Raw genomic sequence first — 21,456 nt, forward strand, 5'->3', positions numbered from 1 at the left:
TCCCCGATCCTCTCACAAACAGCACAGCTCCGTGCTTCCGAAATATAACGATAATTGCTTAGGCGTTTCCTGGCATGACTTCAAGTTATTCATTGGATCCTTAAAGCTTGGACAAACATCATGCGCCTTCAGAAACAATTGTTCTGCCTGCGCCATATTCATATGCACCGCTTGAATGCACCCTAGCGCATTATAGCCCATAGCCAGCCATTTGGGAAAGTCCGTTGTGGCAATCAGCATTTGAAAATGCCGCTGTGCCTCACTCCAGTTTTGAAGATGCATATTCGTCATGCCAAGAAATAATCGAGCCAAATTACATTCGGGCGACTGAATGATAACGGTTTGAAATTGCATCTCTGCTTCAGAAAACATAAATAATTTATAATAGCCTTGGCCTTTGGATATGACGGAAGCAATCTCATCTGGAATTTCCAAATCTGCCGAATTGCAGGTTGCTTTTCCACTAATAGGCATATTGGACAGAACAGCACCCGCAGAGCTCGGGACATCGGACATTTCACCTTTCTGCTCCTTGAAATCAGCAAACTTCTCTTCGAACTCAAGCCATTGCTCGATAAACGTATCGCTGACCTTCTTCAATTCATTCATTTGTTCTTCGTAAATCTGCTTTTCCTTGGAGTCTGCATCGCCATAATGCTCAATAATTTGATCAAGCATGTCATTCATGGATGAAAACATATGTTGGAACATACCGCACCCGCCTTCGCCAAAGAATTAAGGAGTGTTATGTTCATTTTCTGTTTTAAAGGTGACTTTCATGCAGCATCCCATTCGTTACATAATGCAGGGATTAAAATAAAGAATCTCGGATCACAGAATCGTCGCGTGAAGCTCTTGATTCAGCATTTGCAGCGGACGGTTGTTGGCATCCAAGATCGTAACGATTGGCTTATGCTCTCTGGCTTCATCGTCGGTCATCATGGCATAGGATATGATGATGACCTGGTCTCCAGGCTGCACCTGCCTCGCAGCAGCTCCGTTTAGGCAAATTACGCCTGAACCCCGCTCGCCTGTGATGACATAAGTTTCAAATCGCGCGCCATTGTTATTGTTAACGATTTGCACCTTTTCATTTTCCCATATGTTAGCCGCTTCCATCAAATTCTCATCAATCGTAATACTACCTACATAATTCAAGTTCGCTTCCGTTACGGTTGCCCGGTGAAGCTTGGATTTCATCATCGTTCTGAACATTCGAATGCACCTCCGTTGCCTGTAAAATATGGTTATCGATTAACCGCGTTGCTCCGAACTTCACGGCTAACGCCAAAATCAATGGTTCTGCAAAGGTATGCAGCTCTGCTGCAGCCTCTGGTGGCTGCAAGGACGGATAACGAAGCAGTTCTACGTAATCGATGACAGCTTCTCCTGCTGCGTTCAGTGCTTCCTTCACTTTGGCTTCAAGCCGCTCGGCCGTCATTCCACGCTCTTCTTTCCATTCTGCTGCAAGCCGAAGGGTTCTTGAGAGCACAACGGCTTGCTCTCGCTGCTCAGGCGTTAAATAAACATTCCTTGAGCTTAATGCAAGTCCGTCCGGCTCGCGAACAATTGGGCAAGCAACCACTTTTACATCGAAGTTAAGGTCGCTGACCATTTGCTCGATAACGGCGACCTGCTGTGCATCCTTCATTCCAAAATATGCTCGATCTGGATTCACCAAATGAAACAGCTTGCTGACGACGGTACCGACGCCATCGAAATGGCCTGGTCGAGTTGCGCCGCATAATCGATCCGTTACTTGGTTTACGATAACCGACGTTAACGGCTTCTGCGGATACATTTCCTGCACGGAAGGCAAAAATACAAGCGTAGTGCCATTTTCCTCTGCTAATGCCAAATCCCGTTGCTCGTCACGGGGATATCGATCCAAATCCTCATTCGGTCCAAACTGGAGTGGATTAACGAATATGCTAAGCACAATGACATCGTTCTCTTCCTTTGCTTGCCTGAGCAATGACGCATGCCCTTCATGCAGAAAACCCATCGTCGGCACAAACCCGATTGATTTGTTATGTTCCCTCAGGTTAGATAGCGCTAGCTTAAGCTCGGCCCTCGTACGGCAAATAATCATGTGAGCCGTACCCCCTTTTTAGAATCCACGGTTTTCTTTTCTGACTCAGAAGCAGAATTAATCGTGGCGCCATATAGGGATGGAAGATCTGCCGGCTGTGCGGAGAATACATGCTCCTCCTCAGGGAATTGCCCGGATTTCACATCGTCGACATAAGATTGAATAGCATTTCTGATCGTTGTTCCGATATCGGCATAGGTTTTAACAAACTTTTTCTCAAAATATGGAGATGAGTATTGCAGTATATCATGGTATACGAGCACTTGGCCGTCACATGATCTTCCTGCTCCGATTCCGATGACCGGTATAGTCAGCGATTCGCTAATGAGTGCGGCAAGCGGTTCGGTTACAAGCTCAATCACAATACTGAATGCACCTGCTGCTTCTATTGCTCTCGCATCATTAATGAGTCGCTGCGCATCAGCATCGAGCTTACCTTGCACTTTGTAGCCGCCAAGCTGATGCACCGATTGAGGCGTTAACCCAATATGCCCCATTACGGGTATACCCGCTTTCACTAGAGCGGCTACATCGTCTGCTATATCAACGCCGCCTTCAAGCTTTACAGCCTGTGCGCCGCCTTCCTGCATAATTCTTGCTGCATTGCGCAGCGTTGATTCGCGGCCGATACCATATGTCATAAAAGGCATGTCGGCTACGATGAACGTCTGCTGGGCACCTCTGGCAACCGCTCGTGTATGATAAACGATATCGTCGATTGTAACGGGAATCGTTGTATCGTAACCCAATACGACATTCCCGAGCGAATCTCCGACAAGAATGACATCAATTCCTGCTTCCTCAGCAAGCTTGGCTGAAGGATAATCATAAGCTGTTAAAACGGAAATCGCATTGCGGTCCTGCTTCATTTTTTTCAAATTCGTAATCGTCAGTCGTTTCCTCATCAGCTTCATCCTCCGTTCAATGATAGGATAAACACAAAAAAACCTTTTAGCCGCTGCTAAAAAGGTCCCCAAACTGAAAAGGAAACGTTTGCTTGTTGTGCTTCCTTCTGTCTCGGTCCCTACGGCTCAGAGCAGAGTGTGCATTCCCAACCATTTACATGATTAATATAATTACCAGTGCAGCTTCATTCGAATACCGCCTGATAGCTCTAGTTTACCAAACTTTCCGCAATCCGTAAACGGCTTCTCGCGGACTAAAGCGGTTCACCCATCTCGGCTGAAAAAACAGGCTTAATGGTGCCGTCTGCCAGCTTTATCCGGATTGCTCCGCTATCGTCAAGTCCAATGGGAACACCGACCATTTCGCCTTGCGGCGTAACTAAACGAACCGATTTGCCAAGCGATACGGAGAGGGCTTCCCACAGCGTAATGATTAAACCAAATCCTTGCTCCTGGTATAAGAAGTACAGCTGCTCCCACTCCTTTAGAAAATCAGCGATTACGTCTTCTCTGTCCCATTTCGTACCGCTGCTGATTCGCAGGGAGGTTGCCTTATCCAACAGTTCTGCCGGGTAATCGAGCTGCTCCAGATTCACGCTGATGCCGATACCGGCTATCACGTATCGCAAGCGCTCATCCTCGGCTGCAGACTCAAGCAGGATACCGCTTATTTTTTTGCCGTCTATCAATAAGTCGTTCGGCCATTTGATGCCGATTGGCAGTGAAGTTAGCCTCTTTAAGCTTCTGCATAACGCTACTGCGGTCAATAAAGTAAGCTGAGGCGCAAAATGAATGGGTACGGAAGGACGCAGAACCATGCTCATCCATACTCCTTTGCCTCGCGGCGACACCCAGCCACGGCCCATACGGCCGCGGCCGCTAACTTGCTGCTCCGCGATAAACAATGTCCCCTCTTCGGCGCCCTCTTCGGCAGCTGCTCGCGCCAAATTTTGTGTCGATTCCACGGTATCGAACCAATGAAGCGTTTTACCGAATGTTTGCGCATCGAGCCTGCTGGACAAAGCTTCAACAGACAGTTGATCAGGAATGCTTAACAGGCGGTAGCCTAACCTTCTTGATGCTTCGAATTGATAGCCTGCACCCTCCAGCTTTCGGATTTGCTTCCAGATTGCTGTTCTGCTAACGCCAAGCTCTTGGCTGATCACTTCTCCCGATACATATTCCCCAGGCTTGTCCACAAACAATTGAAGCAATGGCTCATAGTTCATGACTGTTAACCTCCCAAAGCGCTGCCTGCTTAAGCAGTATGCTTTTCTCATTTATAAGCTCGCCGCACGCTACAAGTAGTAGCAGCCGAGTCAAATACTCACTGATCCATGGTCCCGCTTCTTTAGCCAAATAACCAGCAAGCTCCTTGCCATTAACGCTAAGCTGTTTAAGCTTGGAGATGATCATTTGATCGCTCCATCGCTCCAGATCGCTTAGCTGTTCATCTGAGAGGCGTAGAGCAGCTTCTGGCATCAACCGCATCACCGAAAGCCATTCATACGCGGTTTCTCTTCCATAATGGATCACCATGCTTAGCCACTTACGCTTCTGAGCATTCAGTGATACATCGGTTCTAAAATCAAACATTTCATGATGTACGTCTGCGATCGACGATATAGACTTCATTCGAGCATTGGAGAACCGAAGCACCTGAAGCGCTTGTTGCAAGGCTGGTTGTGATAATTTCAGGCCGATAGCGACTGCAGCCCATCGTGTATGCGTCTGCTTGAGCTCATGAATGTTCTCAAATGTCTTCTTCATTGCGGGTATATCTCGGCCTGCTTGATGCAGTACGCGTTGCGCTTCTTCACTGAGCGGCTCCTTTAGATACGCTAACAAGCCGCTAACAACCGCAAAGTGAAGCGCTCTCTGCGGTGATTCACTTTCCATCATCTTATCGAGCTCCGTCAGCACCCTCTCCATCGCAATGAAACGCAGCAGCTGTCTATGCCGCTTTAATGCACGCCAAGTCCGGTGAGATGGTCGCAGTCGATAGACGCCTATGAAACGAACCGCTCTCAGCATGCGCAGCGCGTCCTCTTGAAAGCGTGCATTCGGATCGCCGACTGAGCGAAGCTGTTTAAGCTCTAAGTCGCGGAGCCCGCCGTATGGATCGTGCAGTTCCCCGTTCTCTGCAAGCGCCATCGCATTCATCGTGAAATCCCGTCTGAGCAAATCGCCTTCCAGCTCTGTTATGTATAATACGCTCTCAGGCTTTCGGTGCCCCTCATATGCGGATTCTTGCCTGAACGTTGTCACTTCGTATGCCATGTTTTTCTCCACGACGGTAATGGTTCCGTGCTGCAAGCCTGTAGGGATGCAGTGATCGAAAAGCGCAAGCACCTGTTCAGGCGTTGCTGAGGTCGCGATATCTACATCCTTGATAGGCAAGCCAAGCACCGTATCGCGTACGGCGCCGCCAACGAAGAAGGCTTCGAAATGATGCTCTCGAAGCCTTCTAACGATGGGCAACGCGGATATTATCAGATTAGAAAATGCAAGCTGCATTTCTATCACCATCCTTGGCTGCATTTGCTTATTCTGTTAATCGCTGCAGACGGCAATAGGCAAGTCAGCCTCGATACCAAGCACGCGATAATAAATTTGCTCATACTGGGTTGTAATCACATCGTTGCAAAATTCGTTGCGGGCTCTAAAAATACAAGCTTGCCTGAATTGCTCATGAAGCTTCTCGTCAGACAGCAGCTTTTCTGCATTTCTTGCCATATCTTCGACATCGCCGATCGGCGACAAGAAACCAGTCTCGCCATGCGTAACGAGCTCAGGAATACCGCCCGCGTTGGAACCGATCGTAGGCACGCCGCAAGCCATGGCTTCTAGTGCGACAAGGCCAAAGCTCTCTTTCTCAGAAGGAAGCAGAAGTACATCCGCCATTGAAATGACCTGCGCGACATCCTCTTGCTTGCCAAGAAAATGAACGCGATCTTCAAGGCCAAGCTGCCTGATCCGATATTGGATTTTCGACAACTCCGGCCCCTCACCCACCAATAAAAGCTTAGAAGGTATCTTCTCCGAAACGCGCGAAAAAATGTCCACGACATCACCCACCCGTTTTACAGGACGGAAATTGGAGATATGCATCAATATTTTCTCGTGCGGAGCGGCAAAATCAGAACGCAACGAAACCACATCCCGCGGATAATACACGCGTTTATCCACAAAATTATAAGTTAAATCTATAGGTGTCGTAATATCAAGCAGGTTTCTAGTCTCATTGATAAGATCATTGGATACGGCTGTTACGGCATCGCTTTGGTGGATAGCAAGCCTTATCAAGTCCTTTAATGATTCATCCTGCGCAAGTACGGTAATATCCGTGCCATGGAGCGTCGTCACCGTTTTCAAGCCGTCACCGTTCATTTGTTTCGCAATATATGCGCATACTGCATGCGGAACCGCATAATGGACATGAAGCAGATCGAGCTGTTGCATTTTGGCGACTTGCGCCATTTTGCTTGCTAATGCGAGATCGTATGGCGGGTATCGGAAAACGTAATAGTCATTCACTTCCACCTCATGGAAAAATATGTTCTTATTGAAATGACCCAAGCGAAAAGGAATACTGTGCGTTATAAAATGAATTTCATGGCCTCGTTCCGCGAGAAGCTTGCCTAGTTCCGTAGCAACAACGCCTGACCCTCCAAGCGTCGGGTAACAAGTTATGCCAATCTTTAATTTTCTAGCCACTGTTGTCGCACCTCCTGTGTTCGTCACGTATAATCATTGTATTACACAAGAGCTGTACGATTTGTCAAAAAAATTGTACGGCATGCGGGCGCTTTACTGCAAAGCCTTCCGCATATGCCCAGCCTCTTGCTTGTCCAAGCAAAGAATCGCGCGCTTCAACCCGTTCTATGTAACGATTCGTCAGCGGTGTCGAGACGCGATCCGATCCTTCAGCTGCAGTCTCGAATTGTGATCGGTATGCAAGCAGTGCCTTTCGTTTTGTTTCATGGAATTCGCTAATATCAACAACCAACGATTCATGCTCAGAATCATTGATGTAATAATAAACAAGCTGAGTTACCTGCACAGCCGGAAGATCCGGCAAGTAGCGGCGAAGCTTCGCATTGAATACGGCTTCCTCGATTAACCGGCTGCAGGCTACGTGATCGGGATGGCGGTCCACCCAATACGGAGCGAACACGACACGAGGTTTGAAAAGCCGAATCTCGGTTACGATTCGCTCAATCTGTTCGCGAGACGGCTCGAGACCGCGATCAGGCAAGCCTAGATTTGTACGCGCACTCAGTCCTAGAACCTCTGAGGCTGCAGCAGCCTCTTGTTTTCTCAATTCTACTGTTCCATTGGAAGACATTTCGGCGTACGTCAGATCACAGACACCTACCTTGTGACCGGCTTGTACATGTTTGGCAATTGTACCGCCCATGCCAATCTCCGCATCGTCGGCATGCGCCCCAAAAACAAGGATATCGAGTTCGCTCGTCATTCCGCAATACCTGGTTTGTATTTATGAACGAGCTCACGCCATGCAAAATCCCCGCGTTCCAATGCTTTAACAAGCAGTTCTGCGGTTGCAACGTTTGTAGCAACGGGGATGCCTTGTACATCGCACAAGCGAAGTAGCGCAATAATATCCGGCTCATGCGGTTGAGCCATTAATGGATCGCGCAAAAAGATAATAAGATCCATTTCATTCTGAGCTACCATTGCTCCGATTTGCTGATCTCCGCCAAGCGGGCCTGACATAAACCGGTGGATGGACAGGTTGGTTTGTTCCATGATGCGGGTACCTGTCGTACCTGTAGAATACAATTTATGAGGAACAAATACCTTTTCATAGGCAATTACAAAATTAACGATTTCTTCTTTTTTACGGTCATGTGCGATAAATGCGATGTTTAACATTTTGTTCCCCTCTCCTGCTGCCGATTCGAGTTAATCCATGATATGTTCGAAGCCGTAAATCAAGCCGCTGTAATTCATAACCTTCTTGACCGCTAAGTTGACGCCCGGCATGTAGCCTGCGCGATCGTACGAATCATGGCGGATTTTAAGTGTTTGACCATGGCCTCCGAAAACTACTTCCTGTTGTGCGAAAACACCTGGAAGCCTAACGCTATGTATACGGAATCCGTTGTAGTAGCCGCCGCGAGCGCCTTCAATCGTTTCTTCCTCATGCGGATTGCCTTGTCGAAGCTCTTTGCGCACCTGAGAAATTAGTTCGGCTGTTTTAATGGATGTTCCCGAAGGTGCATCCAGCTTCTGGTCACCATGATATTCAATGATTTCGACATGCGGCATGTATTTGGAAGCCTCAGCGGCAAACTTCATCATTAGGATCGCCCCGATCGAAAAGTTAGGGGCAATCAATCCGCCAATCCCTTTTTCCAGACAAAGCTCGTCCAACTCTTCGATTTGCTCCGGCGTAAAACCCGTTGTCCCCATAATGGGACGAACACCGAAAGCAACGGCAGTTTTAGTATGACCGTAAGCCATTTGAGGAATGGTAAAATCTACAAGGACATCTGCTTGAACCGCACTCAGTGCCTCGTCCAGCGTAGCGGCAGCAATAACGCCTGTTGCTGGCTTCCCTGCAAAGCTACCCGCATCCACCGGACCTGCTGAAGGAGCGACGGCCGCTACCAATTGAAGCGACTCGTCCTCCAGCACCATTTTCACAACTTCGCGGCCCATTCTACCGCTAGCACCTGCTACGGCAACCCTTATTTTTTGAGTCGACATCATCATCACCTGTTCCTTTTTCTTTTTGTTGCATTTATTCGAATGCGCATCATGCGTCTTTTCCGGTTTACGTCGGCAAACAGCCTTCTCGCAGCCGAATGGCCTGGATCAAGCCGCATCGCTTCTTTAGCGTGATATGCTGCTTTCTCATACAAATGCTGCGATGCATATAGTACGCCAAGCGTATAGAACGCATCAAAGCTGAGAGGATCGAGCCTTACAGCTTGTTCTAGCAGCTCTGCTGCTTCGGCAAGCTTAGGCGGCACCTTTGCAAGAAGCATATCGGCATCTGCGAGCAGAAGCTTCGCCTCAACGACTTGAAGATGATACTTATATTCCGCGTTGCCCTCATCGAGCGCAAGCGCTGTCTCCGCATGCTGCTTTGCTTTGGGCCATTTGCCGCTGCGAGCACATGAAACTGCGCATGTATGATGAAAAAACGCATTCTCTGGTTCGGCATCTATTGCCTGCTCGAACCAGTAAATCGCTTGCTCGAAATCGCTGTTAAGAATGAATTCATAAGCCTTTTTGATGCAGCTCTCGCCATCCATCCGCCCATCCTCCTTGTACACAGGTTGATGGTACAGCATATGTAGGGAGCTTGTTTACTGTTCGGTTATTTTCTTTGTCCAACGATTCGCATCGCGAGTCGCAAACTTATGCATAACCTTATTATGCGCTTCGGTCAAATCTATATTGAGCGAATTCGCAAAGCAAGAGAGAATGAATAAAATATCGCCTAACTCCATTTCCACGGAATTGTCCGCTTCATCGGCTTTTTTTGGTTTTTCTCCATAGAAATGGTTTACTTCGCGTGCGAGTTCGCCAACTTCCTCGGACATTCTAGCCATCAAAGCGAGCGGGCTGAAATAGCCTTCTTTGAATTGCGAAATGTATTCATCTACTTCTCGCTGAATATCTGATAATGTTTTTTCCGACATCGTTACATTTCCTTTCTGTCGATAGCTATACTTCCTTATGTTAACGTAAAGCCATGTTTAAAATCAATGTTTTTCGAATCGCGAAATAAAGCCATACTAAGAGGCAACAAATGACTTCGAACATATCCAACCGCAGGCGATTATACGGTCATGATTTGAACGAAATAACAAGGGAGAGCAGCCGAGTGGTAAAACTCATTCAACAACTCCGGATCATTATTCCTATTCTGGTTGGAACTGCAATATATGCTTTCGGGCTGCATTATTTTGTGCTCCCTAATCAGTTAATGGAAGGCGGCGCAACGGGGATTGCGGTTCTCCTCAATTACGCGGCTGGTTTTCCGCTGTCGATCTCTACTTTGGTTTTAAACGTGCCCTTGTTTTTTCTAGGGTGGAAGGCCCTTGGCTCCGGACAGATGCTATATACATTAGTTGGAATTGTTGCGCTATCTGGCTTTCTTGCTCTAATGGAGCTATTAATCGATCTCAAATGGATTATCCCATTTCAAGGCTCGCACGACTACATGCTCGTAGCACTTTACGCAGGTGTTACGCTCGGGATCGGTCTTGGCATTGTATTTCGATTTGGCGGGACAACTGGCGGCGTTGATATTGTAGCAAGGATCGTATCGCGTTCCAAAGGGATGAGCATGGGACAAATCATTCTCGCGCTGGATGCATTTATTATCGGTTTATCCTTGTTTTACATTCCGATTGAAAAGTTTCTGTACACGCTCGTCACCGTATTTATCGCTTCTAAGCTCATCGATTTCATTCAGGATGGTGCTTATGCTGCCAAAGCTTTCTCCATTATTAGCGATCAGGGCCAAACGATTGCGAGAAAAATAACACAGGAGCTGGATCGAGGCGTAACCATCATTCCTGCAATGGGAGCCTTTTCTGGGCAACAAAAAGAGGTCGTCTATTGCGTCGTTCAACGGCAAGAAATTCGCCGTCTCAAAACGATTATTCGCAATATAGACCCCCGGGCATTTATCGTGATTAATGATGTGCAGGATGTACTGGGTGAAGGCTTCAAAGAAGTGTAGCTGCTCCTGATTATGGAATAGTCTTAAGGAAGAGGCTTAACGCCAAATGGATCCGACTTGTATTTCCTCCAACCTGACCAGGCTAGGACAGCAGAAATGACAGCTCCTAAAAACAGTGTCCAGCTTAATGGATTCGAGACAGGTTCGGTTGCAATGACTGGCATGCTTTCCGTAGAACGGCTCTTATCGATTAGCCGATCCATCGACGCTTTTAATGCTTGCAAGGAACGGTCAATCATCGCTTCGTTCGTTTTGTTCGATGCGTTCGCTTCAAGCAATCGATTGGTGTATTGGATTCTCTCCATAAGCTCCCTCTCGATTCCGAGTCCGAACTGTATGCTCAGCGCGCTTGAGATGCGTTCAACGTGGTTTTCAAGACTTGTCATAGAAGCTCTTGCTGCAATGGCGCCATCGTCGGTTTGACGCTTCCATGCTTTCTCCACGCGGGACAAATCATCAAGCATGACTTTCTCATATTGAAGCCACAATGCATGATCCGAATGGACGAGCGCATCTGCTGCTAGGCGAATTTTCGCGGCTTCCATCAACCAATTGGAATTCGAGCTTCCCCCTACAAGCTTTTTCTCAAGTTGCTTTGCATCCGATTCAATGGCAGACCAGCCTTCCAAGCTTCCAGCGGATTGCATAAGATCGTCTGCCATCAGCTGCTTAAGAAGCTGAATATGTTGAAAACCGGCTTGTTTATTATTCGAATAAGCCGCTTCATAGATAGAGGTTGCGATTGCGTCGAACCGTTGAAGCTGCCGTTCTGTGCTTTGCGGAAGCAGGTCGGCATACGCATGCAGCGATTGATTCCCGTTCCAAAGCGAATTCGCGTATCCAGCCGTCATGAGGATACAAAGGACGAATGGAATAATAAACCGTATCTTCATAGGACATCCCCCCATAGATCACTCTATGAGGGGATGTCCTATGTTATGCCTTCTTCCTGAAACGCCACGTCATTACTGCAGCTAAAAAACTAAAAAGCGATAAACCGTATGTAAAACCGCGAACCGCCGATAAATCATCCCGCAGCTCCCTCGCTAAGTAAGGAAAAACGCCAAACGTATAATCAACCGTATCATTTAGCAGCAGCCAACCTGTTGCTATCACTAACGAAACGATACCCGTCTTCATAAATCTGAGAAACAATAAGGCTTCGAACGCCATGCCCAAATGGGAAGCCATTAGCATATAATGCTGCCAATTAAGCTCAGCTCCCTGCCAAGCGCCAGCAACGATCATGGAAACTGCCCATATCCCGTATTTAACCGAGCATACGACAGCTAGAGCTTCTATAATATAACGCCCCATCTTTACCATTCCATATTCGCTTTTTGGCGGAAATAACAAATAAAGCAGAGCAATCGTAAAGAATAAGCTCGCTGTTGGCGAGTCAGGAACAAATACGAGCCGCCACAGCGGATGTTCATTGAATGTCGCAACTAATTGATCTTCATACCAAATGTACCCGTAGATTGTCCCTAGAAAATTGACAATAAACAGCGGCCATAAAAAGGCTCGACTAAGTAAAAAATGACGACTCCAAAAAAAAGAGAGCATATAGAACCACTTCTCCTTCGAACAAATGTGAAGTGCAAATTCAAAGAAAAACCTGACCGCATAAATCGATCAGGTTTTTCCGTTAATACGTTATTCGGTTGCCGCTTTCTGCTTCGATAACCACGTCGTTAGCTGGTCAATCTCTTCTGCGGACAATGTTTCAGCGAATGCTGGCATCCCGTTTCGACCGTTGGTAACAACTTCTACAAGCTGCTCCTTGGTCATGTGGTCACCAACGCCGACAAGGCTAGGTACGGAACCTTGACCTTTCAGATCGGCTGCATGACAGCTTACACATTGCGCTTGCTTTGCAATGTCCATTGCTGGATCGTTTGCATCAACAAGTGCTGCCTCTACAGCGGGTTTTGTATAGTTCGGGCGTTCTTGACCCGCTTCCGCGGCTTCTCTCGCCTTTTCTTCACGTTCGATATGCTCTGGCACTTGACCATTGATCTCCAGCTGATGCTGGTAGTGATCCCATGAAACGACTGTCAAGTAAACACAAGCAATCAGCGTCAGCCCCATCAAGGATGATGCGATAGGACGACGGTAGAAACGGCGTTCTTTACCTGTATCCAAGAACGGCGCCAATAGCAAGGCTCCGAACATAACGCCAGGTATTCCTACAGTACCGAGCAGGATGTAATCCTGAGATACGTATGGATATTTCAGAAATTGATACAAGAACAAGAAATACCAGTCCGGCATTGGTATGAATGCCGCGTTCGTTGGATCTGCTGGATAACCGAGCGGTGCCGGCTCAGCAATGACCCACACTAGAAAACCGACCAATACGACGCAGCCGACCATCCATTCTTTAAGTAGGAAGTTCGGAATAAAAGCTTCCGATTTCCCTGGGAAGGATGTGTAGTCTGGCGGAATGTTCGGATGGTTGCTTTTCTTTACACGCGAGTCGCCTACAAAGACAACCTTCTCGTTCGAATTATGACCATGCGCCATAAGTAAGCCTCCCTTCGCTTAAAGTGGTCCCGAAATACCTTGTTTCCGAATCATAATAAAGTGCGCTGCCAACATGGCAATCAATGCGCCAGGCAAGAAGAATACATGGATCGCAAAGAAACGTGTTAGCGTTTGCGCGCCTACGATATCGCCCCCGTATAGGAATGAAGCGAGATATGGTCCGATTACCGGTACGGATTCAGCAATTTGGACACCAACCTTTGTTGCGTAGTAAGCTTTGTTATCCCAAGGAAGCAGGTATCCCGTGAATCCTAGGCCTAACATGATAAAGAAGATCAGCATTCCGACAACCCAGTTCATTTCGCGCGGTGCCTTGTAAGAACCGGTAAAAAACACTCGAAGGGTATGTAGGAACATCATTACGATTACTAAGCTTGCCCCAAAATGGTGCATGCCTCGTACAATTTGTCCGAATGCCACTTTATGCTGCAGATAGTCAACGCTGGAATACGCGTTAATGATATCTGGAACATAATACATCGTTAAAAACATACCAGACAAAATTTGGATGACTGTAATGAAAAACGTCAATCCGCCGAAACAATAAACGAATGCGGAAAAATGATGCGCCGGGTTGACGTGCTCAGGCACTTCATGGTCAGCTACATCTCTCCACAATGGCGTAATGTCAAGACGTTCGTCGATCCAGTTGTATACACTTTTAAACATCTGCAATACGCCCTCCTTAACTCGTTCTTGTATTCGGCATTACTGGACCCAAGTATACGAATCCGTTCTCAAGCTTCACTTCATACTCATCCAAAGGATTCGGAGCGACGGTAATGTTCTTCCCGTCTTTCGTATAACGTGCGTCATGACAAGGACAATCATACTCATTTTGGCCTTTTGTGTTCCAGCCGATCGTACAGCCCAAGTGCTTACAAACTGGTGAAAGCGCGAAAATCTTTCCGTTCGCATCCTTCGAAATCCAAGCTGCAAGTTCAGGGTCGCTGACGTACCAACCGTCGATCTGATGAATTTTAAATTTAAATTCTTGCGGCTCGTTCGTAATTTTGCTCTCTTCCACAACTTTTACGTAAGTGCCCTCACCCTTTTTTTCCAAGAGCGGGTCCACTGCGAAACGAACCATTGGCAATACCGCGCCGCCCATCATAAATGCTGTCGTGCCGCCAAGCGTATATGACAAAAATTGACGCCGGGACATTTCTTTGCGCTGAACCGGTCGATGCGCGGTCTCGTGTTGTTCATGGTTACTCATCTTCTGTTCTAACCCCCTTTGCCAACCATATCTCGCGTCTTGCCGCAGGGCAAAAACACATGACGAACTAGGACATAACTTATAATAGCCTAGGTGCTAGGGAGCGTCAAGAATATGGCTTCATATTTGCAAGCTTATCAAAAACCCGTTCAATAATTTGTTATTATTTTGTCACATTTGACCTTGTCTGGCATTTGTTTTCCCCATATTTTGATTATATTATACGACAATTTCAAGAAGTTGATGCAGCTTGTCCGCTCCAGAGCGCTCGTATGGCATCGGATATCTCTTTTTGCTGCGGAAGTCCTCCATCAGAACCAGGAGCGACCCACAAATCAACGGATGGACAATTCAGAATTAGGCTGGCGTCCGCCGTAGCAACGATAACATAACGAAAACCGAGTAATTTCACGGATGAGCACCAGTTGTTCAGATCCGCTGCAAGCTGCGTCCGATCTGAATGATAATGCCAAGCCGGATAAGTTACTACCCTTCCTTTGAATGGAATTTCTATCACGTCCATCACATCTCTGAGCCTCTCCAGCCATTCAGTCGCTTCAAATGGCTTTACTGCTAACGTCATTCCGGTAATAGGCAGCAGGCATGTATCCAAGAACGGACTTAGCTCCTCCCACTGATCCTTTTCAATCTCGCTGAATTTCATCTTTTTACGGTCACTCCTAACATAATTGGCAGCCAAATAAACATCACAGCTCCTATGTTAAACCCAAACTCCGATCTTGCCAAACAAAAATGCAGAAAAAAGCCTTCCCGCTTGCAGAGCGAGCATACTTGCCCTGCCAAACTGGAAAGCTTTATACGCTGCCTCGGCCAATGACCTTGCAGCAATTCGTTATTTTCTTAATGCATTCAGCTGTTTTGCGAGACGGTAGAACGTATCCTCGTCACCTGCAGCCAGCGCTTTGTCAATTGCCGTATAAATTTGATTGGTTTGAAATTTCAATACAGCGTCATCCAGCACGAATTCTGCTGCCAAACCTAGCATCGCTTCATACGTTACTTTCATTTTGTCCATAGGATACACCTCCAAACCGGCGTTAAGAGATCCTATATTCCATTCCTTTAGTCACATAGCTCTCCATCGTCTTTCTCATGCGAAGCAGATCGTCATCTGTCAATTCTCGTACGACTTTGGCAGGTGAACCAATTGATAGAGTATAGGCTGGTATTTTTTTATTCTCTGTAACAATCGAACCGGCTCCTATTAAAGCATATTCACCAATGTCTGCGCCGTTAAGTACGATTGCCCCCATTCCAATTAATGTGCCCTTGCCTACCGTACATCCGTGTATAATAGCAGCATGTCCAATAGATACCTCATCTGCTAATAGAAGAGGCTGGTTCACATTTACATGACCGACAACTCCGTCTTGAATGTTGCAGCTATGTCCAATGCGTATCGGCGCTAGGTCACCCCGCAGAACTGCATTGAACCAAACCGTGCTATTATCCGCAATCGATACGTCTCCGATTATTTTCGCACCTTCTGCTAGATATACACTCTGATGTACGTTCGGCTGTATGCCTTTATAAGGAATCAACATAACCTTCACTCCCTTTGTTCGTTTCAAATAGCTAGGTTACTTCATTACTTGCTTATACTCTAGCTTATATTGAATGATTCTCCAAGAGTGATGCCGCTAGTCAATGCAGCCGTACTGACTCCAAATCCTCCAGCCCGAGTCCGGATACAATCGAGCGGCCGGCCTTGGTCATTCTAACAACCGCGCCGTTGATGGGATGCTCGCCGAGCCGAAGCAATCCCAAATGAACCATCATAGCCAAAATACGCTGCTCCAAAATCGTATCCGCATCATCATAGAAATAAGGCTTGATAAACGGAACGAGCACTGTTCTCAGCGAGTCAACCGTAACCCATTCCACCGTCAAGGCATTTATCCAATGGACAAGCGACAGCAGGTGCGTAATTGGCCCTTTATACAGCTTCAGCCAAAAGCGATAGATTTGTTCCGCCTCGCCTGCCGGCTTGCTCCGCATGCGTTCCTCGCCGAGGCCTGTAATGCTGAGCTGCGTCTGGTTCTCCGTTATGTAATTGGCGAAATAGCAGTAATCGTAAATAAATGATAATCGATTCGGATAATGGTTGAAATGCCTCCCATAGCCGAAACGCCACGCCCCCTTGGTTGGCAGTTCTTCCTGAACGCCAAACTTTTCGAGCAGTTGCAAGGTAAACCGTTTGTACATGGATCCGTCAGCCGTCAACTGAACCTCATTATGGTACATATAATGAAGCAAGTGTGTGATATCATCATGGATCAACATTTGTTCATCACGGTAAACTGGCGGTTCTTCCGAATAGGCAAGGTCAGAAGCAAATCTTCTTGCAAGCGTGTCTCGGAACCGTGCTTTCAGATCATTTGGAACCTGGAACAAATATCTGCTCGGTCCGCTGAAACCATTGAATAACCAGCCTTGCTGCTTGAATTTCACAATCATTTCACGCGGGCTTAGAGGCACTGCTTCCTCTATTTTTTTCTTTTTCGAGCGTTTGGCTTTCGGCTGCGGCTCGGGCTCTTGTTTACTGGCATCTTCCCCAAACCGACTCTGTTGAACGCGTGCAAGCAAATCCTCCAGGCTGAAGGAATTGCGCGCTTCGAACAGCAAAGAGTTCAAAAACCTTAAATCCTCCATCTTCATGCTGCTAATTTGCGCTTCAAAGACATCATTTCGACTTACGGTAGAGAGAATGGATTGAATCAAATCGTTTTTTGAATGGCCGTTGCACTCGCATCGATAAACGTCAGCAATGCTGCTTAGCTGCTTTATGTCGGCATAACCTAGCATATCCGATAAATTCATGGCTCTCTCCTTTCTGCAGGAACATTCGCTAGATGGTCCGCGATCCGTTACGTAAGCGTGTTGTGCAATGGATAAGCGTCTGTTGATTACATTATGGGAAAAATTCTATCGTTTTATAACCTGTCGCACTGAAAGATTGTATAAAAAATGAGCTCTCTCCTTTACGTGTAAAGGAAAAAGCTCATTAAGCGAACAATTATGTTTGCAAATGGATCGTACAATTATAAAGCTGAGGATGCCAGCTATCATCCCTGAGCTCCAAGATGGAGTAGGATAAATTAGATAAGTATTGATCCTCTAGATCTGAGCAAACTTCTGCTAGTATTTGAGCCAAAAAACTGCCATGGGAGACGACAAGCAAATTGCGGTCAGGAAACGTCGTCTTCCAATCATTTATAGCACTTAAGCCCCGCTTCCTAACCTCTTCATTCGACTCTACACCATCAGCCACTTCGCGCCAATTGGTACCCCAGCGTTCATGACGCTCCTGCTCTTTCGTTCCTTCGACTTCACCGAAAAACCGTTCCCGAAGCCGCGGGTCGCTGTCCAGAAGCGGAATGTTCAGTCTCTCCGCTATAATCTTTGCTGTTGCGTTAGCTCTTTGCAGATCGCTTGAAATAACCGCATCCCATATTCGAGCCTCACGGCTCAAACGCTCAGCTAACGAGATTGCCTGCGAAATGCCTTCCTGATTCAATGGAATATCGGTTTGGCCTTGTATTCTGCCATCCTTATTCCAATCTGTTTTGCCATGCCGTACCAAGCCGATTAACATGCTGCATGCAGCTCCTTCATCTATATAGATACAATAAAAAAGCCCCCATAGGAGCTTCATATCAGGCCATGTTTAGCTTCGCGTCCGCGATAGCCAATTCAAGATTAACAATGTCATAATAATACCGAGCAAAGATAAAGCAACATAATATTGCGGAAAAGCAGGCATCACCTTTAAAACGAATGGATCGCTGATGCTTGCAACGGGAACCTCGGCATAAAATCCAGCCGCGGATACCAAACCATCTCCTGAAGCGTTCGCCGTATCCATCAAACCGCTTAAATCCGCGATCTCGGCTTGCGAAGCACCGCTTTGACCATCGAATACAAAAACGAAAAATGCACTAGCAAACATCGCCATGCATGCAGCAACGATTAACGCGATATTGCGGCGAAAATTTTTGGAGAATTGGTAGCTCTTATGAGGTACGGGCATGAGCCAAGATTCTTCCGCATAAATCCGATCCATAACGCTCCGGTTCATATGCTCGATCGGTCCTAGACTTTCCTCATCCTCCGATAGAAAACGAATCATCTCCTCGCTCTCTTCCCAAAGCTGAAACTGCTCCGCACATGATTTACACTGCTGCATATGAGTGTCGATCGCTATTCGTACCTCATCATGCTCAGGTAAATCCCAATATTCGCCGAATTTGTCTTGCGCATCGTTGCAATTCATCTCGTATTCATCCCTTCAAATTCTTCCAGCAGCGGCGATTGACCGAAATAAGGTTCCAGCTGCGCCTTTACGCTTGCTCTAGCCCGGAAAAGCAGTGATTTAACGGAACTGACCGTCTGTCCCAAAATATTAGCGATTTCCTGATAGTCTAGCTGGTCATATTCCCGAAGAATAAGAGCCGAGCGTTGTTTCTCTGGCAAGTTATTAATCGCCTCACGAACCATAGCCATTCGTTCTTTCCTCAGCACCTGCTGCTCCGGTACCGCATCAAGCGCTGCAACAGGCTCGAAGCCGGATTCATCGAGTGAAACATTAGCCGATTTCTGCTTGCGAAGCTCACTCAGCACCGTATTGCGAGCAATCGTATATAGCCACGTCGAAAAAGAAGCATCCAGTTCGCGAAAAGAATGGAGGCTGCGGTATGCTTTATAAAAGGTTTCGGAGCACAAATCCTCTGCTAGCAGCTCAAGCTTCGCGCTCTTTAACATATGATAGATAAAGGCTAATATTTTACGCTGATAGCGCCGCATAAGCTCGGAGTACAGCTCGACGTTGCCATCCTTGATCTCACGTATTAATTGGGAATCAGTCATGACAGGCGAACCTCCTCCACCTGCGGATTATTCCCGGGCCGCTATACTACATTGTACCGGGCCGGGAACGAAAAGTTGCGGTCTTTATCATAATTAATTCAAAAATACGAGTATACATATTATTCGTGTCGCATGTGCAAATTCCTGCCTCTTTCGACAAAAGGATAAAATACAATATTTTTACAAATGAAACGTGAGCGTTAACGCAAAAAAACCAGTTTCCTATCAAAACTGGTTCACATACTCTCTTCATTGCTCCAATATCGTCGGCGCGAGAAACGGCATAACGAGATGCTTGACCTTCTCAAGCGCCATCCATGCATCGCCTGATCCTTCGTGGATCAATACATAAGAGCCATCATACCCTGCAGAGCGCGCAATTTCCATGCACTGCATGAAATCATTTTCGTCCAGCTGGCCATTCTCGTCATATTGCGGCTTGGCATGAATGGATACGCTAAAAGGAACCGTCATCGTCAAATCCTTATATTTGTTTTTTCCGGAAAAGTTCCCGAAATCCGTTATGAATGGCAGTTGAAAATTTGTCTGGCCAAGAAGCCGCAGGCAGCTGTCCCCGCTTGACGTGAGCGTTTTGAAGTTTTCCAGCACGACCTTAGTTTCAAGCATGGCAGCATATTCATCAAGCTCCATTAAGCACCTAGCAACCCTTTGCATCGCAGCTTTGTCCGTGGCTAATGCCTCGCCGGCTATAATTCTAATTTGTTTGGCTCCAGCGATTGAAGCGATTTCGATCCATTCGCAAATATAGCGAAAATCTGCTTTCGCCTTGATTCTGTCATCACTCGATAGGTCTCCGTAATCCAGAAGCAGCGTGTCAAAGCTTATGCCGCTGTCCAAGAATGCATGTTTCAGGCGCAGCAAATAAGAGGTTTGGATCGACGGGAAATGAAAATGGCAAATTTCAACGGCTTGATAGCCTCTCATCGACGCTTCCAAGGGCAAATCAAGCAAAGTTATCCGCTCAAGCTGCTGTTCATTCGAAGATATCCAATTCCGAACAGATAGATAGGGCAAACGATTCACTCTCCATCTTTTATAATGATAGAGCAATGTCTTGTTATTGTTATTATCATAAAATCACCTATAATAAAATGAACAAATCTTGCTCTACCTTATAAGGAGTTAGAATGGGCGACAACCACTTCTATCGGATCATCGAGGACACCGTTCACTATATCGAAAAGAATAGGAAAGAGCAGCTTACGCTTGACCGTATATCTGCTGCTTTAAATCTATCTAAATTCCATCTGCATCGATTGATGCGGCATGCAACCGGCATTCCATTAATGGAGTACATTCGAGCCCGCAAGCTGAGCAGCAGCGTTGATTATTTGCTGAATACTGATTGGAATATATTGGATATTAGTTTGGAATTCGGCTTCGAGCACGAGCAATCCTATATCCGGTCTTTCAAACAGCAATTCGGCGTAACCCCATCACGGCTTCGGAAGCGCTTCGAGCAAATCACAATAACGGAGAAATTTGACACTGGCAAGCTTAAGAAAATGACTCATGGCGTATTATTCGAACCGCTTTTCGTGATTAAATCAACCAGCTATTTGACGGGAAGCAGACATGTTATGAGCAGTGCAGAGAATTATGTCAAGCATACCGCTAACACGGCAGGCAATGAATTCTTTTATCGAATACATCCTCATATTCCGGAGAAAACCAACGATCAGCTCTATATCGGATTGACTTATTTAACAGAGGAGCCGGATCGTACGCTTTATTTCCCATCTGCCGAAGTTCAACAAATGAACAATCTCGATCCCATGCTTCATACGAGTATTTTGCCCACGCAAAAATATGCTGCATTTAAATATGTAGGCGATTTCCATCCACGGTTGCTTACTTTTCACCAGCTGCAAGAACTATGGGACTATATATATGGCTTTCGGAATCGTCCTATTCGCATTGCCAGCCTTATTTCTTCGAATATATTGACGTGGGGTTAGCGAATGAGGTGTACTTCGAGGTAGATCTTTATATTCCGATTGCAAGCAAAAGCAGTTGATTACATACAGCGAGGCTGCCATAGGCAGCCTCGTTCATTTAT

General features: G+C 46.6%; 27 protein-coding genes. 2 read left to right on the plus strand and 25 right to left on the minus strand.

The annotated features are described in order from the left end of the window. Positions 1 to 12: 12 nt before the first annotated feature. The 12 genes from FHS16_RS09015 to FHS16_RS09070 form a co-directional block, all read right to left on the minus strand. Complete coding sequence (locus FHS16_RS09015; protein WP_183561078.1) at positions 13 to 711, minus strand: tetratricopeptide repeat protein; 699 nt, start codon at positions 709 to 711, stop codon at positions 13 to 15. A gap of 120 nt (positions 712 to 831) precedes the next feature. Then, positions 832 to 1,215, minus strand: coding sequence for an aspartate 1-decarboxylase (gene panD, locus FHS16_RS09020; RefSeq protein WP_183561080.1), 384 nt, complete (start codon positions 1,213 to 1,215; stop codon positions 832 to 834). Further along, a complete protein-coding gene (gene panC, locus FHS16_RS09025; protein ID WP_183561082.1) occupies positions 1,142 to 2,092 on the minus strand; it encodes a pantoate--beta-alanine ligase in 951 nt (316 codons plus the stop codon). The genes panD and panC overlap by 74 nt, the downstream gene beginning before the upstream one ends. Further along, positions 2,089 to 2,997 carry a 3-methyl-2-oxobutanoate hydroxymethyltransferase gene (panB, locus tag FHS16_RS09030; protein WP_183561084.1) on the minus strand — a complete coding sequence of 303 codons (909 nt, stop codon included), beginning with the start codon at positions 2,995 to 2,997 and terminating at the stop codon, positions 2,089 to 2,091. Before panB ends, panC begins: the two co-directional genes overlap by 4 nt. Positions 2,998 to 3,251: 254 nt before the next feature. Continuing rightward, positions 3,252 to 4,226, minus strand: a complete 975-nt coding sequence (locus FHS16_RS09035; RefSeq protein ID WP_183561086.1) for a biotin--[acetyl-CoA-carboxylase] ligase — start codon at positions 4,224 to 4,226, stop codon at positions 3,252 to 3,254. After that, positions 4,216 to 5,514 carry a CCA tRNA nucleotidyltransferase gene (locus FHS16_RS09040; protein WP_183561089.1) on the minus strand — a complete coding sequence of 433 codons (1,299 nt, stop codon included), beginning with the start codon at positions 5,512 to 5,514 and terminating at the stop codon, positions 4,216 to 4,218. The genes FHS16_RS09035 and FHS16_RS09040 overlap by 11 nt, the downstream gene beginning before the upstream one ends. Positions 5,515 to 5,550: 36 nt before the next feature. Continuing rightward, entirely contained in the window at positions 5,551 to 6,714 is a 1,164-nt protein-coding gene (bshA, locus tag FHS16_RS09045; protein ID WP_183561091.1) for an N-acetyl-alpha-D-glucosaminyl L-malate synthase BshA, read from the minus strand. A gap of 64 nt (positions 6,715 to 6,778) precedes the next feature. Then, positions 6,779 to 7,477, minus strand: a complete 699-nt coding sequence (gene bshB1, locus FHS16_RS09050) for a bacillithiol biosynthesis deacetylase BshB1 (RefSeq protein WP_183561093.1) — start codon at positions 7,475 to 7,477, stop codon at positions 6,779 to 6,781. Next, a complete protein-coding gene (locus FHS16_RS09055) occupies positions 7,474 to 7,896 on the minus strand; it encodes a methylglyoxal synthase (RefSeq protein WP_183561095.1) in 423 nt (140 codons plus the stop codon). The genes bshB1 and FHS16_RS09055 overlap by 4 nt, the downstream gene beginning before the upstream one ends. 30 nt (positions 7,897 to 7,926) lie before the next feature. Further along, positions 7,927 to 8,736 (minus strand): 4-hydroxy-tetrahydrodipicolinate reductase, encoded by an 810-nt coding sequence (gene dapB, locus FHS16_RS09060; protein WP_183561403.1) that lies wholly within the window; start codon positions 8,734 to 8,736, stop codon positions 7,927 to 7,929. A 2-nt stretch (positions 8,737 to 8,738) separates the two neighbouring features. Further along, entirely contained in the window at positions 8,739 to 9,284 is a 546-nt protein-coding gene (locus FHS16_RS09065) for a tetratricopeptide repeat protein (RefSeq protein ID WP_183561097.1), read from the minus strand. Positions 9,285 to 9,338: 54 nt separating this feature from the next. Beyond that, positions 9,339 to 9,674 carry a nucleotide pyrophosphohydrolase gene (locus FHS16_RS09070; protein ID WP_183561099.1) on the minus strand — a complete coding sequence of 112 codons (336 nt, stop codon included), beginning with the start codon at positions 9,672 to 9,674 and terminating at the stop codon, positions 9,339 to 9,341. A 110-nt stretch (positions 9,675 to 9,784) separates the two neighbouring features. Between FHS16_RS09070 and FHS16_RS09075 the strand changes: the two genes are divergently transcribed. After that, positions 9,785 to 10,723 (plus strand): YitT family protein, encoded by a 939-nt coding sequence (locus FHS16_RS09075; RefSeq protein ID WP_183561101.1) that lies wholly within the window; start codon positions 9,785 to 9,787, stop codon positions 10,721 to 10,723. A gap of 23 nt (positions 10,724 to 10,746) precedes the next feature. Here FHS16_RS09075 and FHS16_RS09080 read toward each other — a convergent pair whose 3' ends face one another. The 13 genes from FHS16_RS09080 to FHS16_RS09140 all read right to left on the minus strand — a co-directional run bounded on the left by FHS16_RS09080 (position 10,747) and on the right by FHS16_RS09140 (position 20,411). Further along, entirely contained in the window at positions 10,747 to 11,616 is an 870-nt protein-coding gene (locus FHS16_RS09080; RefSeq protein ID WP_183561103.1) for a sporulation protein YpjB, read from the minus strand. A 43-nt stretch (positions 11,617 to 11,659) separates the two neighbouring features. After that, complete coding sequence (locus FHS16_RS09085; RefSeq protein ID WP_183561105.1) at positions 11,660 to 12,289, minus strand: DUF1405 domain-containing protein; 630 nt, start codon at positions 12,287 to 12,289, stop codon at positions 11,660 to 11,662. 90 nt (positions 12,290 to 12,379) lie between these two features. Beyond that, a complete protein-coding gene (locus FHS16_RS09090) occupies positions 12,380 to 13,249 on the minus strand; it encodes a menaquinol-cytochrome c reductase cytochrome b/c subunit (RefSeq protein WP_183561107.1) in 870 nt (289 codons plus the stop codon). A gap of 18 nt (positions 13,250 to 13,267) precedes the next feature. Then, positions 13,268 to 13,939: a menaquinol-cytochrome c reductase cytochrome b subunit gene (gene qcrB, locus FHS16_RS09095; protein ID WP_183561109.1), complete on the minus strand. Its 672-nt coding sequence runs from the start codon at positions 13,937 to 13,939 to the stop codon at positions 13,268 to 13,270. Between the two features lie 16 nt (positions 13,940 to 13,955). Then, positions 13,956 to 14,489 (minus strand): Rieske (2Fe-2S) protein, encoded by a 534-nt coding sequence (locus tag FHS16_RS09100; RefSeq protein WP_183561111.1) that lies wholly within the window; start codon positions 14,487 to 14,489, stop codon positions 13,956 to 13,958. Between the two features lie 232 nt (positions 14,490 to 14,721). After that, positions 14,722 to 15,153: a DUF2487 family protein gene (locus tag FHS16_RS09105; protein ID WP_183561113.1), complete on the minus strand. Its 432-nt coding sequence runs from the start codon at positions 15,151 to 15,153 to the stop codon at positions 14,722 to 14,724. A gap of 189 nt (positions 15,154 to 15,342) precedes the next feature. Next, entirely contained in the window at positions 15,343 to 15,525 is a 183-nt protein-coding gene (locus FHS16_RS09110; protein WP_183561116.1) for an IDEAL domain-containing protein, read from the minus strand. Positions 15,526 to 15,547: 22 nt separating this feature from the next. Further along, the gene (locus FHS16_RS09115) at positions 15,548 to 16,054 is read right to left on the minus strand and encodes a gamma carbonic anhydrase family protein (RefSeq protein ID WP_183561118.1); all 507 of its coding nucleotides are present in this window, start codon (positions 16,052 to 16,054) and stop codon (positions 15,548 to 15,550) included. A 100-nt stretch (positions 16,055 to 16,154) separates the two neighbouring features. Further along, positions 16,155 to 17,330 (minus strand): hypothetical protein, encoded by a 1,176-nt coding sequence (locus FHS16_RS09120; RefSeq protein ID WP_183561120.1) that lies wholly within the window; start codon positions 17,328 to 17,330, stop codon positions 16,155 to 16,157. A 196-nt stretch (positions 17,331 to 17,526) separates the two neighbouring features. After that, positions 17,527 to 18,105 (minus strand): histidine phosphatase family protein, encoded by a 579-nt coding sequence (locus FHS16_RS09125; RefSeq protein ID WP_183561122.1) that lies wholly within the window; start codon positions 18,103 to 18,105, stop codon positions 17,527 to 17,529. Positions 18,106 to 18,177: 72 nt separating this feature from the next. Next, a complete protein-coding gene (locus FHS16_RS09130) occupies positions 18,178 to 18,783 on the minus strand; it encodes an anti-sigma factor family protein (protein WP_183561124.1) in 606 nt (201 codons plus the stop codon). After that, positions 18,780 to 19,376, minus strand: a complete 597-nt coding sequence (locus FHS16_RS09135) for an RNA polymerase sigma factor (protein ID WP_183561126.1) — start codon at positions 19,374 to 19,376, stop codon at positions 18,780 to 18,782. The genes FHS16_RS09130 and FHS16_RS09135 overlap by 4 nt, the downstream gene beginning before the upstream one ends. Before the next feature lie 249 nt (positions 19,377 to 19,625). After that, the gene (locus tag FHS16_RS09140; protein ID WP_183561128.1) at positions 19,626 to 20,411 is read right to left on the minus strand and encodes a sugar phosphate isomerase/epimerase family protein; all 786 of its coding nucleotides are present in this window, start codon (positions 20,409 to 20,411) and stop codon (positions 19,626 to 19,628) included. A gap of 113 nt (positions 20,412 to 20,524) precedes the next feature. On the opposite strand from FHS16_RS09140, the gene FHS16_RS09145 reads away from it, so the two are divergent. Next, positions 20,525 to 21,355 (plus strand): AraC family transcriptional regulator, encoded by an 831-nt coding sequence (locus FHS16_RS09145; protein WP_183561130.1) that lies wholly within the window; start codon positions 20,525 to 20,527, stop codon positions 21,353 to 21,355. The last annotated feature ends 101 nt before the right edge of the window (positions 21,356 to 21,456 follow it).

This window comes from Paenibacillus endophyticus (assembly GCF_014192395.1).
GTDB lineage: Bacteria > Bacillota > Bacilli > Paenibacillales > Paenibacillaceae > Pristimantibacillus > Pristimantibacillus endophyticus.